Origin of the sequence: Pseudomonas sp. 44 R 15, assembly GCF_900004965.1 — a bacterium.
Taxonomy (GTDB): Bacteria; Pseudomonadota; Gammaproteobacteria; order Pseudomonadales; family Pseudomonadaceae; genus Aquipseudomonas; species Aquipseudomonas orientalis_A.
Genome location: NZ_CVTU01000010.1, coordinates 18,664 through 34,349, shown reverse-complemented (window position 1 = coordinate 34,349; position 15,686 = coordinate 18,664). Strand labels below are relative to the sequence as shown.

Annotated in this window: 11 protein-coding genes and 1 pseudogene; 3 read left to right on the top strand and 9 right to left on the bottom strand. The window is 59.7% G+C overall.

The features are described from left to right. The first annotated feature begins 20 nt into the window (after positions 1 to 20). A complete protein-coding gene (gene mltF, locus BFP93_RS00265; protein WP_065891527.1) occupies positions 21 to 1,481 on the top strand; it encodes a membrane-bound lytic murein transglycosylase MltF in 1,461 nt (486 codons plus the stop codon). 127 nt (positions 1,482 to 1,608) lie between these two features. On the opposite strand, the gene BFP93_RS00260 is transcribed toward mltF, so the two are convergent. The 5 genes from BFP93_RS00260 to treP all read right to left on the bottom strand — a co-directional run bounded on the left by BFP93_RS00260 (position 1,609) and on the right by treP (position 9,197). Then, entirely contained in the window at positions 1,609 to 1,899 is a 291-nt protein-coding gene (locus tag BFP93_RS00260) for a PTS transporter subunit EIIB (protein ID WP_065891526.1), read from the bottom strand. Between the two features lie 2 nt (positions 1,900 to 1,901). Further along, positions 1,902 to 4,433 carry a phosphoenolpyruvate--protein phosphotransferase gene (ptsP, locus tag BFP93_RS00255; protein WP_065891525.1) on the bottom strand — a complete coding sequence of 844 codons (2,532 nt, stop codon included), beginning with the start codon at positions 4,431 to 4,433 and terminating at the stop codon, positions 1,902 to 1,904. 171 nt (positions 4,434 to 4,604) lie between these two features. Beyond that, positions 4,605 to 5,825: a maltoporin gene (locus BFP93_RS00250; RefSeq protein WP_065891524.1), complete on the bottom strand. Its 1,221-nt coding sequence runs from the start codon at positions 5,823 to 5,825 to the stop codon at positions 4,605 to 4,607. A gap of 164 nt (positions 5,826 to 5,989) precedes the next feature. Beyond that, complete coding sequence (gene treC / locus BFP93_RS00245; protein WP_065891523.1) at positions 5,990 to 7,636, bottom strand: alpha,alpha-phosphotrehalase; 1,647 nt, start codon at positions 7,634 to 7,636, stop codon at positions 5,990 to 5,992. Between the two features lie 118 nt (positions 7,637 to 7,754). Further along, positions 7,755 to 9,197: a PTS system trehalose-specific EIIBC component gene (gene treP / locus BFP93_RS00240; protein ID WP_065891522.1), complete on the bottom strand. Its 1,443-nt coding sequence runs from the start codon at positions 9,195 to 9,197 to the stop codon at positions 7,755 to 7,757. A gap of 255 nt (positions 9,198 to 9,452) precedes the next feature. Here treP and treR point away from each other — a divergent pair, with 255 nt between their 5' ends. Together treR and BFP93_RS00230 are read left to right on the top strand one after the other, a co-directional pair. Continuing rightward, positions 9,453 to 10,157, top strand: a complete 705-nt coding sequence (treR, locus tag BFP93_RS00235) for a trehalose operon repressor (protein WP_065887498.1) — start codon at positions 9,453 to 9,455, stop codon at positions 10,155 to 10,157. Between the two features lie 176 nt (positions 10,158 to 10,333). Next, entirely contained in the window at positions 10,334 to 11,638 is a 1,305-nt protein-coding gene (locus BFP93_RS00230; protein ID WP_065891521.1) for a helix-turn-helix domain-containing protein, read from the top strand. Between the two features lie 140 nt (positions 11,639 to 11,778). Here BFP93_RS00230 and BFP93_RS00225 read toward each other — a convergent pair whose 3' ends face one another. The 4 genes and pseudogenes from BFP93_RS00225 to BFP93_RS29500 form a co-directional block, all read right to left on the bottom strand. Further along, positions 11,779 to 12,411, bottom strand: coding sequence for an NAD(P)H-dependent oxidoreductase (locus BFP93_RS00225; protein ID WP_065891520.1), 633 nt, complete (start codon positions 12,409 to 12,411; stop codon positions 11,779 to 11,781). Positions 12,412 to 12,492: 81 nt separating this feature from the next. Beyond that, positions 12,493 to 13,473, bottom strand: a complete 981-nt coding sequence (locus tag BFP93_RS00220; RefSeq protein WP_122461284.1) for a sterol desaturase family protein — start codon at positions 13,471 to 13,473, stop codon at positions 12,493 to 12,495. A gap of 463 nt (positions 13,474 to 13,936) precedes the next feature. Then, on the bottom strand, positions 13,937 to 14,704 hold the full coding sequence (locus BFP93_RS29505; protein ID WP_370671680.1) for a methyl-accepting chemotaxis protein: 768 nt from the start codon (positions 14,702 to 14,704) through the stop codon (positions 13,937 to 13,939). Between the two features lie 87 nt (positions 14,705 to 14,791). Then, a pseudogene (locus tag BFP93_RS29500) lies at positions 14,792 to 15,679 on the bottom strand (cache domain-containing protein); the annotation flags it as partial. Positions 15,680 to 15,686 lie beyond the last annotated feature (7 nt).

Sequence of the window (15,686 nt, the reverse complement as noted above, 5' to 3'; positions counted from 1 at the left end):
CGTTTGCGTATACTGCGCAGATGTTCTCCCCAACTGCTTTGCGCCCGCGATGCGCCAAATGGCTCATCGCAACCGGACTCTTCCTGATGCTCAGCGCCTGTGTTGATAAACCCAGCACGCTCGAGCGAATCAAGGAGGATGGCGTATTGCGGGTGGTTACCCGGAACAGCCCCGCTACGTATTTCCAGGACCGCAACGGTGAAACCGGTTTCGAATACGAACTGGTCAAGCGCTTTGCCGATGACCTGGGCGTCAAGCTGGAAATCGAAACCGCCGATAACCTCGATGACCTGTTCGGCCAGTTGGGCAAGCCCAACGGCCCGGTGCTCGCCGCTGCCGGCCTGGTCAGCAGCGAACAGCGCCAGCAGCAGGTGCGTTTTTCCCACCCGTACCTCGAAGTGACGCCGCAGATCATCTACCGCAACGGTCAGTCACGGCCGACCAATGCGGCGGACCTGGTCGGCAAGAAGATCATGGTGCTCAAGGGCAGCACCCACGCCGAGCAGTTGGCGGCGCTTAAAAAGCAGAATCCTGCCATCGAATACGAAGAGTCCGACGCCGTTGAAGTAGTCGACTTGCTACGCATGGTGGACGAAGGACAAATCGACCTGACCCTGGTGGACTCCAATGAAGTCGCCATGAACCAGGTGTACTTCCCCAACGTGCGGGTCGCATTCGACCTCGGCAATGCCAGCAACCAGAGCTGGGCCGTGGCCGCCGGCGTTGACAACAGCCTGCTCAACGAGATCAACAGTTACCTGGACAAGGTCGAGAAGAACGGCACCCTCCAGCGTCTGAAAGATCGCTATTACGGGCACGTCGATGTACTGGGTTATGTCGGCGCTTATACCTTCGCCCAGCATTTGCAACAGCGCCTGCCCAAGTACGAAAAGCACTTTCGCGCCTACGCCAAGGAAGAAAAGGTCGACTGGCGACTGTTGGCGGCCATCGGCTATCAGGAATCGCTGTGGCAGCCGGCGGTGACGTCCAAGACCGGCGTGCGCGGCTTGATGATGCTGACCCAGAACACCGCCCAGGCGATGGGCGTGTCCAATCGTCTGGACGCCAAACAAAGCATCATGGGCGGCGCCAAGTACCTGGCCAAGATCAAGGACGAGCTGGACGACAAGATCGCCGAGCCCGACCGCACCTGGTTTGCCCTCGCCGCCTACAACGTCGGCACCGGGCACCTGGATGACGCGCGCCTTCTGGCCAAGAAGGAAGGCCTGAACCCGAATAAATGGCTGGATGTGAAGAAAATGCTGCCGCGCCTGTCGCAGAAGCAGTGGTACAGCAAGACCCGCTACGGTTATGCCCGGGGCGGCGAGCCGGTGCATTTTGTGGCGAACATCCGACGCTACTACGACATTCTGACCTGGGTGACCCAGCCGCAGCTGGAAGGTAACCAGGTGGTGGAAGGCAACCTGCATGTGCCGGGTGTGGACAAGACCAAGCCGCCGGAAGAGACCCCGCAGTTATAAACCCGATGCTCCAGACACCATAGAGCAATGTGGGAGGGGGCTTGCCCCCGATGGCGGTGGATCAGTCACCTTATGTAGTGACTGACACTCTGCTATCGGGGGCAAGCCCCCTCCCACATTTTGATCTCTACTTGGCTTGGAGGCCGGTGAGCAGATGGACGACGCCTCCCGTCAACACCATGACGCCCGGTACGCCCGCTGCCTTCAGCGCAGCCTCATCCAACCGCCCCGCCTCTTTCAACTGCACCCGCACCCGCGTCAGCGCCACGCGTTGTTGCGACGTGAGGTTGGCCTCGCCGCCCAATGCACTCAACACATCGACCGGTAACAGGTTCTCCCCCGCCGGCGCCGCGACCGTTTCCGCAATCAGATCCGGCGTCAGGGCTTTCCAGAACGCCTGCTGCAATTTCTCGAACATGCTCAATGCTCCACGACAGATGAGGTTTCAACGGTGGCGGCGTGGTACAGGCGCAAGGCCTCACGCACCTGGCCGGCTTCTTCCAGGCCCAGCACCTGACGGGCGATGATCTGGCAGTCGGCCAGGTCCAGTTCACGCACGGTGGCCTTGATGCTCGGGATCAACGGCACGCTGACCGACAGTTCATCCACACCCAGCCCGATCAGCACCGGCACCGCCAGGGTTTCGGAGGCCAGTGCACCGCAGACGCCCACCCACTTGCCATGGGCATGGGCGGCCTTGACCGTGGCCGCGATCAGGCGCAGCACCGCCGGGTGAAAACTGTCGGCCTGGCTGGCCAGCCGTGGGTGGTCGCGGTCCATGGCCAGGGTGTATTGGGTCAGGTCATTGGTACCGATGGAAAAGAAATCCACATGGGGCGCGAACACATCCGCCATCAACGCGGCGGACGGCACTTCAATCATGATGCCCAGCTTTGGCAACTCGCTGAGCCCGAGTGCCCGCGCTTCCTCCTCGAGCACCTTGCGCGCCAGATGCAGTTCCGAAAGCAGGCTGACCATCGGCAACATGATGTGCAGCCGCGCCAGCCCGGCACAGGCAAGGATTGCGCGAAACTGTTCACGCAACAGTTCCGGCCGCTCCAGGCACAGGCGAATACCGCGCAATCCCAGGAACGGGTTGGTTTCGGCTTCCATCGGTACATAGGCCAGCGGTTTGTCGCCGCCGACATCCAGGGTGCGCACCACCAGATTGCGCTCGGTGCCCAGGGCACGGGCAATCGCACGATAGGTGCCGGCCTGCTCGGCGGGGCTGGGCGCGCGGTTGCGGTCCAGGTAGAGGAGTTCCGAACGCAGCAGACCGACGCCCTCGCCGCCCAGGGCCAGGGACTGCTCCACTTCCTGCAACGAGGCAACGTTGGCCGTGACGTCGACGTGACGGCCGTCGCGGGTGACGGCAGCCTGGGCGGCCGCGGCCACTTCGCGCTGACGTCGCAACCCCTGCCGCGCACGGGCCGCCTGCAAGTGGTCAATGTCGACCTGATCCGGCGCCAGGTGCAGTTCGCCCTTGTCGGCGTCGAGCAGCACGTGCGTACCCTCGGCCAACGCCAATACGTCAGCGGGCGCACCGCAGAGGGCGGGCATGCCCAGCGCACGGGCGAGGATTGCGACGTGACTGGTAGCCCCGCCGCCCACCGTGACAAATCCCATCACCTTGCTGGTATCGAGATTCGCCGTTTGCGAGGGGGTCAGTTGCTCGGCGATCAGGATCGCCTGCTCCGGCAGCGCCCAGGCGCGATCCTCGACACCCAGGATCAGTTTAAGCACGCGCCGGCCGACGTCGGACAGGTCTGCCGCACGCTCGGCGAGCAACGTATTGCCCAGGCCCTGGAACAATTTAGCCGTGGCGGCGGTGGCGCTGTTCCAGGCGAATGCTGCGCTCTTGCCCTTGGCCAGCAACAGGTGGGCCTGCTCAAGCAGCGTCGGGTCTTCAAGCAACTCCTGATGGGCGCGGAAGATATCCGCCTGGGCACTGCCGGCGGCGCCGGCCTGCAAGCGTTGCAACGCCTCATTGGCCGCCAGCAGGCCACGCGTCAATGCATCGCGCTCGGTGGCTTCGCCTGCACCGGCTTCATTGACTACCAGCTCAGGTTCAGCCACCTGGACCACCTGGCCGAACGCCGAGCCCGGTGATGCACATACGCCGCGCATCAGCGTGGCCGACGACACCGGCGCGACAGGTTCGACCGGCTCGATCGGAGCCACCACCGTTTCGCCACACCCCTCGGCCAACAACGCCGTCAATGCCCGGATCGCGGCCTGCGCGTCCTCCCCCGCCGCGCTCACCTGCAAGGTGTCGCCCTGAACGGTTTGCAGCGCCATGATCGCCACCAACGACTTGGCGTTGGCGCTCTGGGTCTGCTTGTGCAGGTAGAGGCTCGAACTGAAGCCTTTGGCCGCCTGGGCCAGCACCGCCGCAGGGCGAGCGTGCAAGCCGTGGGCATTGAGCAAGGTCAGCGGTTTGGAAAACAGCGCCGAGCCCTGCTGTTCATTCGCGTCTGCCGCTGCCTCGCCGGGCGACAGTCGCAGCACCGGCCGGCCCTCCTCAATCATGTCGGCCTGCGCCGCCAGCACCACAAACGGCTCGCCACTGACCACCAGCATCAAGGTCAACAGACTGCGCGCATTGAGCGCCACATAGTCGGCGTCGAACTCGATCAACGGCTGGCCGGCCGTCACCCGCTGGCCCTCTTCGACCAGGCGGGTAAAGCCCTTGCCTGCCAGGCTCACGGTGTCCAGGCCGATATGCATCAGCACCTGTACGCCGTTGTCGTCGGTGACGCTGACCGCATGGCCGCTGTCCTGGATATTGCTGATCACTCCGGCGAGCGGTGCACAGAGGGTCTGCGAGGTGGGATCGATGCACACACCATCACCGATCATGCGGCTGGAAAATACCGGGTCCGGCACCTGATCCAGCGCCAGCAGCATTCCGGACAGGGGTGCCAGCAGTTCCAGGGGTTGAGAGGGGTTCATGGCTTCACCTGTAGTGTTGTCTTTAACATTCATTGAGTGGATACGAATCCTGGGATTGCGCAGATCAAATGTGGGAGGGGGCTTGCCCCCGATGACGGCGGACCAGTCAATGCATGCGTTGACGGTGACACCGCATCACGGGCAAGCCTGCTTCCACATTAAATTCGCGGGTCATTTCCACCAGTATTCAACTTGCACCCCCATGTTCGACCCATGCCGCGCCGTGCCGTAGGCACCGGTGTCGGACAACGCCGAACCTGCCGCCAGCTCATTCGCCGCGCGCTTGGCCGCCTGGTTCCAAGTGGCATAGGTGTAGTACAAGCGCACTTCCGGCCGTGCCCAGAATTCCGGGCCCTTGGGCGACCAGGTCGGCGCGAAGGTGAATTTGCTCAGCTTGCGCGTACCGCCCGTGGCCTCGACCTGATCGTGCCCCAGCTCGGTGACCAGTTTGAATTGCTCGCTGATGGCATACGCCGGGCGCACGCCGAGCGACAGCCAGTTCAGGTCCTGACGCCCGGGCCGCACATCCTTCTGGTACACCGCCTGCACCTGCCCGCCAAAACGCGGGGTCAGTTGCCAGTCGAAAAACTCCACGGCACGGTAGCTTTTGCTGCTGTTGTCCAACCGCGTATTGCCGGTGTAGCCCAGGCCGGTGCCAGGACCTTCGCCATACTGCAACGCGAATTTGTTCTTGCCGCCCAGGAACGCGCTTTGCACATGCTGCGCGGTCAACGCCCAGCCGCTGTTGGTGTCACGCCCGCCAGCCTTTTGGATGTAGCTCAAGCCAAGCTCCAGTTCGCCGCCAGGGTTGGTGTTGAAGCCGGCCACGTTGAAGTCATGCCGGGTGGCGTATTCCTTCTGGTAGAGGTTGTCTTTGCGTGACAGCGCGTAGCTGTATTTCAAGCCGCCGATCAACACATCCTCGATCCCGCCACCGGTGGCGCTCTGGTTCCAGTAGTAGAAGTCGGAGATATGGATGTCGTTACGCTTGTAGTAACGCCGCCCGGCCCACAGCGAACCGCCATTGAGGCTGGGCAGGTTGGACCATTGCGCATACATCTGCGGCATACGCGCAGAGCCGTTGTCCTCGCCCTGGAATTTGAGGGAGCGGTCGTACTTGTTATAGAGCGACGCCATGGCATCGACGCTGAGCACCGAGCCATCGTCGAAGGTCAGCAGGTCCTGGCGCAACTCAAGTTCGCCGTACTGCTCGCATTCGTTGCCCAGGCGGTATTTGGTTTGCGCGCCCGGCAATTGGAAGCACTGCTGCTTGCCGCTGCCGGTAGAGGTGCCGGCGCCGCTGCGCAGGTAACCGCCAAACTCCAGGGCTTGAGCACCAAAGGGCAGGCTCAGGCAGGATGCAACGAGGCCCAGCTTTATTGTTGTTTTCATAAAGCACTCCGATATTTTTATTGTTTTTCTTACTGTCTTGCGTGACGCGATCGCCTGTAGGAGCGGGCTTGCTTGCGAAGCACTTCCAGGCTCCGCGCTGCACCTGGAAGGGCGCGTTATCGTTGACGATCTTCGCGAGCAAGCTCGCTCCTACAGGCGGCATTTCAACCAGTCAGGTGCAGCACAAACGATTCGTACGGGCGCAGCGCCACCGCGCCGGTACGCACCGGGCAGTCGGGGTAATTGCTGATCAGCAAGCGTTGCTCGCTCGCTGCGTTGACGAGCTGATCGGGCAACTGGATTTCACATGGCGTGCCGTAGAAGTTGTTGACCACCAGCAAGCGTTCGCCCCGGCCTTCGCGCAGATACGCCCAGACCTGGGGATGGCCTTGCAGCAGTTCGCGGTAAATGCCTTCCTGGATCAGGGGTTCACGGCGACGCAAGGCGATCAGCGCGCGGTAGTGATGCAGCACCGAGTCAGGATCATCCCGTTGGCGCTCGACGTTGATCTGCGCCGCATTGGCCGGGATGCCGATCCACGGCTCGCCGCTGCTGAAACCGGCGCCGGGCTGACTGTTCCACTGCATCGGCGTGCGACCGTTGTCGCGAGACTTCTGCATGATCGCGGCCATGCTCGACGCCTCGGATTCACCGGCATTGCGCTTGAGGCGAAAGATATTCAGGGTCTCCACATCACGGTATTGGTCGATCCTGTCGAAGCCCGGATTGGTCATGCCCAGTTCCTCACCCTGGTAGACATAAGGCGTGCCCTGGAGCAAGTGCAGTGCGGTGGCGAGCATCTTGGCCGACACCACGCGATGCTCGCCGTCATCGCCAAACCGCGAGACCACCCGGGGCTGGTCGTGGTTACACCAGAACAGCGCGTTCCAGCCGCCACCGGCCTGCATGCCCGACTGCCAGTCGGAGAAGATCTGCTTGAGTTGCAGGAAATCGAACTCGGCCTCCACCCACTTCTGCAGGTTCGGGTAATCGACTTTCAGGTGATGAAAGTTGAAGGTCATCGACAGTTCTTTCGACGCCGGATTGGAGTAGCGAATGCAGTGCTCCAGGCTGGTGGAGGACATTTCGCCGACATTGATCAGGTCATGGCCCTCAAAGACTTCGCGGTGCATTTGCTGCAGGTAGTCATGCACGTTGGGGCCGTCGGTGTAGAAGCGCCGGCCATCGGTGTGGTCGTCGGGGAAATCCGCGGGTTTGGAGATCAGGTTGATCACATCCAGGCGAAAGCCGCCCACGCCCTTGTCACGCCAGAAGCGCATCATCTTGAAGACTTCGGCGCGCACCTTGGGGTTGTCCCAGTTGAGGTCGGCCTGGGTGTGGTCGAACAGGTGCAGGTAGTACTGGCCGGTTTGCGCCTCGTATTCCCAGGCCGAGCCGCCGAACTTGGATTCCCAGCTGTTGGGCTGGTCGCGCCAGATGTAGAAGTCGCGGTAGGGATTGTCGAGGCTGCTGCGCGCCTGCCGAAACCACTCATGCTCGACGGAGGTGTGGTTGACCACGATATCGAGCATCAACCTGATACCGCGCTTGGCCGCTTCGCTGATCAACAGGTCGCAATCGGCCATGGTCCCGTAGCTGGGATCGATGGCGTAGTAGTCGCTGATGTCGTAGCCGTTGTCGCGCTGCGGTGAGCGCAGGAACGGGGTGACCCACAGGCAATCGATGCCCAGCCATTGCAGGTAGTCGAGCTTGTCGACGATGCCCAGCAGGTCACCGGTGGCGTTACCCGCGTGGCTGTGGAAGCTTTTGGGGTAGATCTGGTAGATCACCGAGTGTTGCCAGGTTTGCATGGTGGGTTCCTTCAGTAGAATTGGGTGCTGGCCGTGCGGGCCTCATCGGGGGCAAGCCCCCTCCCACAGTGGAATGTATTTCAAATGTGGGAGGGGGCTTGCCCCCGATGGCGGTTGATCAGGCGACCCGATAACCAGGCCGAACAATCTTCATGCTCAACACACAGGTCACAACAAAGGGCACGACAATCGCCACCGCCATGCCGATCACAAACATCGCAATGGCGCTCGGCACGATCGAGATAAATCCAGGCAGGCCACCGACGCCGATGGCCGACGCCTGCACCTTGTTCAGCGACAGGAAAATGCTGCCCAGCGCCGAGCCCAGCAGCGCGGCATAGAATGGAAACTTGAAACGCAGGTTCACGCCGAACATCGCCGGCTCAGTGATACCGAAGTAGGCGGAAATCGCCGACGTCGACGCCATGCTCTTGTCCCGCGCATTGCGGCTCATGTAGAACACAGCCAGTGCGGCGCTGCCCTGGGCCAGGTTGGACATGACGATCATCGGCCAGATAAAGGTGCCGCCCTGGGTCGAGATCAACTGCAGGTCCACGGCGAGGAACATGTGGTGCATGCCGGTGATGACCAGTGGGGCATAGAGCAGGCCGAAAATCGCGCCGCCGACCATCGGTGCCAGGTCGAACAATGTCACCACACCCTCGGTAATCAGGATGCCCAGGTGCCGGGTGACCGGGCCAATAATGGCCAAGGCCAGCACGCCGGTCACAACGATGGTGGTGATAGGCACCACGAGCAGCTGGATGGCGTTGGGCACCCGTGCCCGCAGCCATTTTTCGATCACGCTCATGACGTAGGCCGCCATCAGGATTGGCAGGATCTGCCCCTGGTAGCCCACTTTCTCGATCTGGAACCAGCCAAGAATATCGAAGTACGGCAGGCTCTGGCCGTCGAGGCCGGCGACTGCCTTGCCGTAGTTCCAGGCGTTGAGCAGGTCCGGGTGAACCAGCATCAGGCCCAGCACGATGCCGAGGATTTCACTGCCGCCAAAACGCTTGGCCGCCGACCAACCCACCAGTGCCGGCAGGAACACAAACGAGGTGTTGGCCATCAGGTTGATCAGGCTCCACAGGCCATCCAGGTTCGGATACGCCTCCAGCAGCGTCTGGCCCTCGATGAACATGCCCTTGGCGCCCATCAGGTTGTTGATGCCCATGAGCAGGCCGGCAATGATCAGCGCCGGCAGGATCGGCATGAACACATCGGAGAACACCCGCACCAGGCGCTGCATCGGGTTGGTCTTGTCGGCGCCCTTGCGCTTCACATCGGCGATGGTCGATGCCGCCAGCCCCGTGACGTCGCGCAAGGCGGCGTAGACCTTTTCCACTTCGCCGGGGCCGATCACCACCTGGAACAAACCGCCGGTGAAGAACGATCCCTTGACCAGGTCGACCTGGTTCAACGCACTGCTGTTGACCAGGCTGGGGTCCTTGAGCGCCAGGCGCAGGCGCGTCACGCAGTGGGCAGCTTGCTCAAGGTTGTCGCGCCCCCCGAGGTTCTCGAGAATCTCGCGGGCAATCATCGAATAGTCGTGGCTCATGCTCGTTTTCCACTGTGATTGTTTTTATGGGTGGCAGTCATTGGCAGCACGCCGAGAGGGCAAATTACTCGTCTGTACGAGTGAAATCAACAACTCGTCTATACGAGTTACAATTTTGTTTAACTTTTGCAAATGGTCCGTCAGACATTTCCACCCCCTGCGCCAGTGGCGAATGGACAAACCCCACAGGTGCCACTAAGGTTCCTGCCTTGAAAGCGCCGTTCACCTTCATAGAGCCGGGCATCGAGCCATCCCATGAGCAAATACAACCAGATCTATACCGATCTGCTTGCCAGCATCACCACCGAACGCCTGCAGCGCGGCACGCGCCTTCCCTCCGAAACCGAACTGATGGACAGCTACCAGGCCAGCCGGGGCACGGTGCGTCGAGCGATCGAGCAGTTGCAGGAGCGCGGTTTCGCGCAGAAGATCCACGGCAAAGGCACCTTTGTGTTGTCGCCGAACCCGATCGAGTTTCAACTGGGCGGCATCGTGAGCTTCCATGAAACCCACGCCGACCTGGGCGATGACATACGCACCGAAGTGGTCGAGTTCACCCAAGTGCCGCTGGAAGGCTCATTGCAACAGCACATCGAGGCTGAACCCGGCACGCTGATCACCCGGATCAAGCGGGTACGGCGCATTGGCGGCAAACGGGTGATCCTGGACATCAACCACTTCGTCGCCGACCTGATCCCCGGCCTGGACCGCTCGATTGCCGAGCAGTCGATCTACGCGTTTATCGAGCAGACGCTGCAGCTGCAGATCAGCTATGCCCAACGCACCATCGAAGCCCTGCCGCGCAGCAAGGACGACCAGGCGCACCTGGACCTTGACGGGCAAAGCCATGTGATCGTGGTGAGTAACCAGACGTTCCTGCAGGACGGGCGGCAGTTCGAGTACACCGAGTCGCGGCATACGCTGGACAAGTTCTACTTTTCGGATATTGCGCGGCGGTAAGCGTAAGCCGGGAAACCCGCTGACCCAGTGTGCGCCGACCTCTTTTTCGCAACGCCAATGGTTGTGCGCTTGGCCAAGTGCCAATTTGGGATACGGATGCGGACGACCTGCCGCCTATGCTTAGGTCGAGCTCATCGCCTTATCCTCAATGGCGACGAGCGCAGTCAGGGTGTGAAATGGACAAGTCGCAGGAAGTTGACCAGGTAGATCGGCTCACAGCGCACGCGCACAGACTCTTGAAGAGTGGTGCGCTCGGTAAATCGCAACAGATCATTCGTCTTTTCGAGTTTCTCCTCGAGCGATCGCTGACGGCGACCGCAACCAAAGAAATCGAGATTGCACTCGTCGTGTTTGGTCGATCCGCCAGCGTGGATCTCGCGGCTGATGCAACGGTTCGCGTGCATATTCATCGGTTGCGAAAAAAACTCGATGCGGCGCCCGTCGATGAGCGTGGCGAGCGGCTTATCCTTCCGCGTGGTGAATATCGTCTGGTCGTCGTTGTTCCCGAAGAGCAAGACAACTACGCCGACCCTGTGCGCCGACGTTTCCTTGATTGGCGGTATTTAGCCGGCGCTGCGCTTTTCCTCACGCTTAACGCACTGTGCTGGCTCTGGTTGGCAGGCAAGTCACCCAGTGATTCGCGGATCGACAGCACGCTCTGGAGTGGTATCGCGAAGAATCTGGCGCCGCTACTCATCGTTTCCGGTGATTTTTATGTATTCGGTGAGCAAGGCGCTGACGGCTCCATTGTTCGTATGGTCGCTGATTCCACCATCGCTTCCAGCGAGGACCTCAATACGTACAAACAGCGGATGCCTGTGCCCGGCCAAAAGTATGTCGACATGAATGCCTATCACTTGCCGAGTGGGCTCGCATCAGCGCTGGTTTCGGTGATGCCCGTCATGGTCGCAACCAGGTCCGGAAATTCGAGCCTGATCAAGCATGTGACAACCTCACGTTTCACCAATGAGATGCTGAGCGATCACGATATTGTCTATGTGGGTTTGCTCGACACGCTCGGTGATCTGCAGGAGCCGTTTTTTGATCTCTCCGGATTTTCGCTGTCGGCCAGCGGCGATACCCTTGTGGATCTAGCGACCGGGGATAAATTTCAATCTGATTGGGCCGAACCCTCCACTGACAGAATCATGCGTCGTGATTATGCGTACCTTGCTCGCTTTCCGGGACCCGCAGGCAATCACATCGTTGTCGTTGCCGGCATTATGGATCCGGCACTGATTGAGGCCGCGAAAATTGCATCGGACAGTGCCGAGCTGAGTCGCTTGAAGACCGTGCTAGGCAATAGCGACGCCTTTGAAGCGATGTATGAGGTGCGCACATTTGGTCCGTCGAGTGTATCGGCAGAACTGCTGATCGCACGCCCGCTGGACGTCGGTCAGATGTGGCGTACAAGACGGGCGCCGCCTGCCAGTGACAAGGCCATACCAAGCCCCGGCAAGGCAGACGAGGCCGTTCAGTAGAAGCTGAGTGTGGGAATGCCTTGCGCAACGTGCATGGCCTGCATGGGGTCTCGGCAACGGCGCCTGAACCGGCATGCAGGCACATTTTATCTGCCCTGCTGATTACAACCTGTGTTGTTGGAAATTATCCGGAGTAGACCCTACGCAATCTCGACGAACATATGCGCCTTGTCGCGCCGGACCTTTTCGAGCTTTACCAGCCAATCGCTTTCAGTATCCCGGTAGCCCAGGGCCAAGAGAACGGAACTGTTCAACCCCTGCTCGGGAAGCTTCAGCAGCGCGTTCACTGCCTGGTTGTCGAAGCCTTCCATGGGTGTGGCATCCACGCCCAGTTCGGCTGCCGCTACCAACGCGAATCCCAAGGCGATGTAGCACTGTTTGGACGCATGAACATACTGCTGCTCCTTGCTCATGCTGCCAAAAGAATCGAGCAGCGATAACCGGTAATCATCGGTGACCGTGGCAGGCAGATTACGTATCCCGTTGCTGTATTCAAAAAATGCATTGATCCGCTCAGGTGTGTACTCGTCCCAGGCTGCAAAAATCAACAAGTGTGACGATGTGGAGATTTGCTGTTGATTGGCGCAGATCGGCTGCAATTGCGCCTTCAACTCGGGGTTAGTGATGATTAACACCTTGAAAGGCTGCAGGCCCGAACTGCTGGGGGCCAGGCGTATGGCCTCCAGGATCGAATCAATTTTTTCTTGCGCGACCTTGTCGTCGTTGTAGCTTTTAGTTGCATAGCGCCAATGAAGCGTGTCTTTCAATGCCATGATGATTCCCTTAACGCAATTGAGCCTGCGATTGCCTGGTGTGCTTTAAACCCTGGATGCTTCCCGAGTGCTCCGAACCCATCACGGATTCGGGCTTTGTCCGTCCTTCACGTGACGCCAGAGGGTTTTGAAAGGATCGATATAGAAGCCCTTCAGGGTATTGTGCGGATTGTTGGCACCGTACTCTTCGTCGTTACACCCCCAACGCCAGCTTTCGCCCTTCTTGGGTAAGTAGAGTGTTCCGAACATCCAGTCCCAGAGTGTCAGTACGACTGCATTGTTCTTGTCCCAGTGATGGGGTTCCATGCTGTGGTGGAGGTTGTGCATGACAGGCGCCAAAACGATCCGGTTCATCCATCCGTAGGAGATCGGCAGATGGACGTGAGAAAACACATCGATAACAAAGAAGCAGATGTAGGCCATTGTGGTAACGGCAACCACCATGCCTGGGTGGATTTGGCTGCCCGTCGCATAAAGCACCAGACCGGTGAAGGCCCCGCCGACCACCGCCGGGATGATATTGAGGCCAAAGAACTCGATGGGGTGCTGGCGAAATAACGTCCAGGGCGTCAGTGTCTCGGCGGTATGGTGAGGTTTGTGAAGATGCCACATCAGTGCGTTGGTATGGCACCAGCGATGTATCCAGTACCCGACGAAGTCGACACTGAGGAAATAGGTCAGAAACTGAACGGAGATGATCAGCCAGGTTGACGTCATCAACGGGGCTCGGACGCCGAACTCAGCGGTGATATAAGCGCCGACATTGTCAGCAATAGCGATCCCATTGACGGCGAAGACGCCTACCAGGGGAAAACCGAGCATCAACAGGATGATACCGTTCCACATATCCACGCGAGATGAGGGGTTGTCGTATTGCTCCTTGGGAAAGGCTGCATTGGCCAGAGAGCGGAGGGTCAGGGGGCTCTGCCACTTTTGCGAGATGATGAACATCACCGCAAGCACTGAGACGAACAGAGGAAGGCCCCAGGCCCACAAGCTCATTATTTCCAGAGTCGGTTCATAGAACGCGACAATTGATTCCCAAATGTCATGCATCGTCATCGTAAGTACCTCGCCATTTATTCTTTTGTTATTGTTTTGAGGCCATGGATAGCCTCGCTTTGTCTTTACTCTCCGTGCAGACCCGGTCGGATTTTCTGTTGCACCGGGCTATATGGATACTGCCCATGACTTAATGCCCAAGATAAGTTGGTTAACGGTTAATTAACGGTACGTAACAGGTTATTTTCAGCGCAGGTTTCGCTAAAAACGTATTTGAATCAGTTAGATAGTCTTAGGGCATGCTGGCGGACTGATTTCCCCGTGGCCAGGCGTGTCAGCCGCACGGGGTACGTTCGGGCACTGATTGGAACGTCGTTTATTGAAAACGACGGCTCTTGCTTCGCAGATTTCTATCCAAAAAAATGCCAGTCAGTGATAACTGACTGGCATTGGTTAAACGACTTCCGGCGCAACTGCGAATCTAGAGCTGCACGCTAGTCAGTGCCTCCCGGCCCTCACGTACTTACGACTTGAAGCGCCCTACCAGCCCGTTCAGCTCATTGGACAGATGCGAAAGCCGACCCGAGTCTTCCTGCGCAGAACTGGCGAGGCTCTCGACCAGTTGCGCCTCGTCGTAGATCTGCTGGATATGCTTGTTGATGTCTTCGGCCACACTATGTTGCTCTTCGGCGGCGGCGGATATCTGCAGGTTCTGATCCCGGATCTCATTCACCGACAGCTGGATGCCTTCAAAGCTTTCACGTGCGTTTCCAATGGAGGAAACGCTGGCGCGTGACAGCTCCAGGCAACTTTCCATCTTCTGCGACACTTCCTGAGTCTTGCTACCGAGCGCGCTGAGCAACTGATCGATTTCCCCAGTGGAATCCGAGGTACGCTTGGCCAGCGCTCGAACTTCATCCGCGACCACCGCAAACCCTCGCCCCTGGTCACCGGCCCGGGCCGCTTCGATTGCCGCGTTCAGTGCCAGCAAGTTGGTCTGCTCGGCGATGGCGCGGATGGTGCCCAGAATCTGGTTGATACTGCGACTACCCTCCTCCAGCTCCACCATGGCCTGTGAAGACTCGGTCAGGCGACGCCCCAGGCGATTGACGTTGTCGGTGGTCAACTCAATCTGCTCTTTACCTTCGGCGACACGATGATGACCACTCTCGGCGGAATTGGCCGCAGCGCTGCACGAGCGCGCCACTTCATTAGCAGTGGCGACCATTTCATTGAACGCCGTGGACACCAACTCCACCGCCTCACGCTGGCGTCCAGCCGCCTGGTTCATGTTAGTGGCCACTTCGCTGTTCACACGCGAAGCATCCTGCAGGTTGGTCGATGCCGCGCCGATGCTCTGGATCAACTGGCGTATTGCGGCGAGAAACTTGTTGAACCAGCCTGCCAGCTCGGCGGTTTCGTCTTTGCCCTGCACATCAAGATCACGGCGCAGGTCGCCCTCACCTTCAGCAATTGACTGCAGCCCGGTGCTGACCTGGCCGATGGGCTTGACGATAACCTTGGCGAAAGCCGCCGCCAGCAGTGCGAAAAGCAGCACCAGCACCACCACGATCGCTAGCGTCACGTAGGTCATGCGTGTGGCCTCGGCCATGACTTCGCTGTACTCAATCAACCCCACGTAACGCCAGCCCAGACCCGGCGATGTCCACACGTTTGCCATGTACCGGACGCCGTTGATTTCCACTTCGGTTGAACCTTGCGCAGTGGCGGCCAGTTTGGCGTAAGGCTCACCCAGATCCTTGAGCTGCTTGAAGCTGTGCCCGGCATCACGCGGATCGACCAGTACTGTGCCGTCTTCGATGAGCATCACATAGCCGCTTTCGCCGAGCTTGATGCTTTTGACCAGTTCGGTGAGGTTGGTCAGCGATACGCTTACCACAAACACGCCCTTGGCCTTGCCTGCTTCATCGAGCATGGCCCTGGCGCTACCAACCAGCGCTACCGCATCCTTTTCGTAGTAATACGCCGCAGTCCTTACCGCTTTACCGGGGCTGGCCATGGCGGCCTTGTACCACGGGCGCGTACGCGGGTCGTATTTCGACAACTGAGGGTCATCCGGCCATTTCGCGTAACTGCCGTCTTCCAGGCCAATGGACAGGATTGCCGCGGCCGGATGCGTCGCGCCATACCGGGCAAACGCATCGATGACTTGCCGGGCTGCCGCAGGCAGCGGCTGACTGGCTGCATCAGCAGCCTCGTAGTGCTTTAGGCTGGCGACCGATGTGTAGAAAGGGTCTGTAGCCATTTGATCG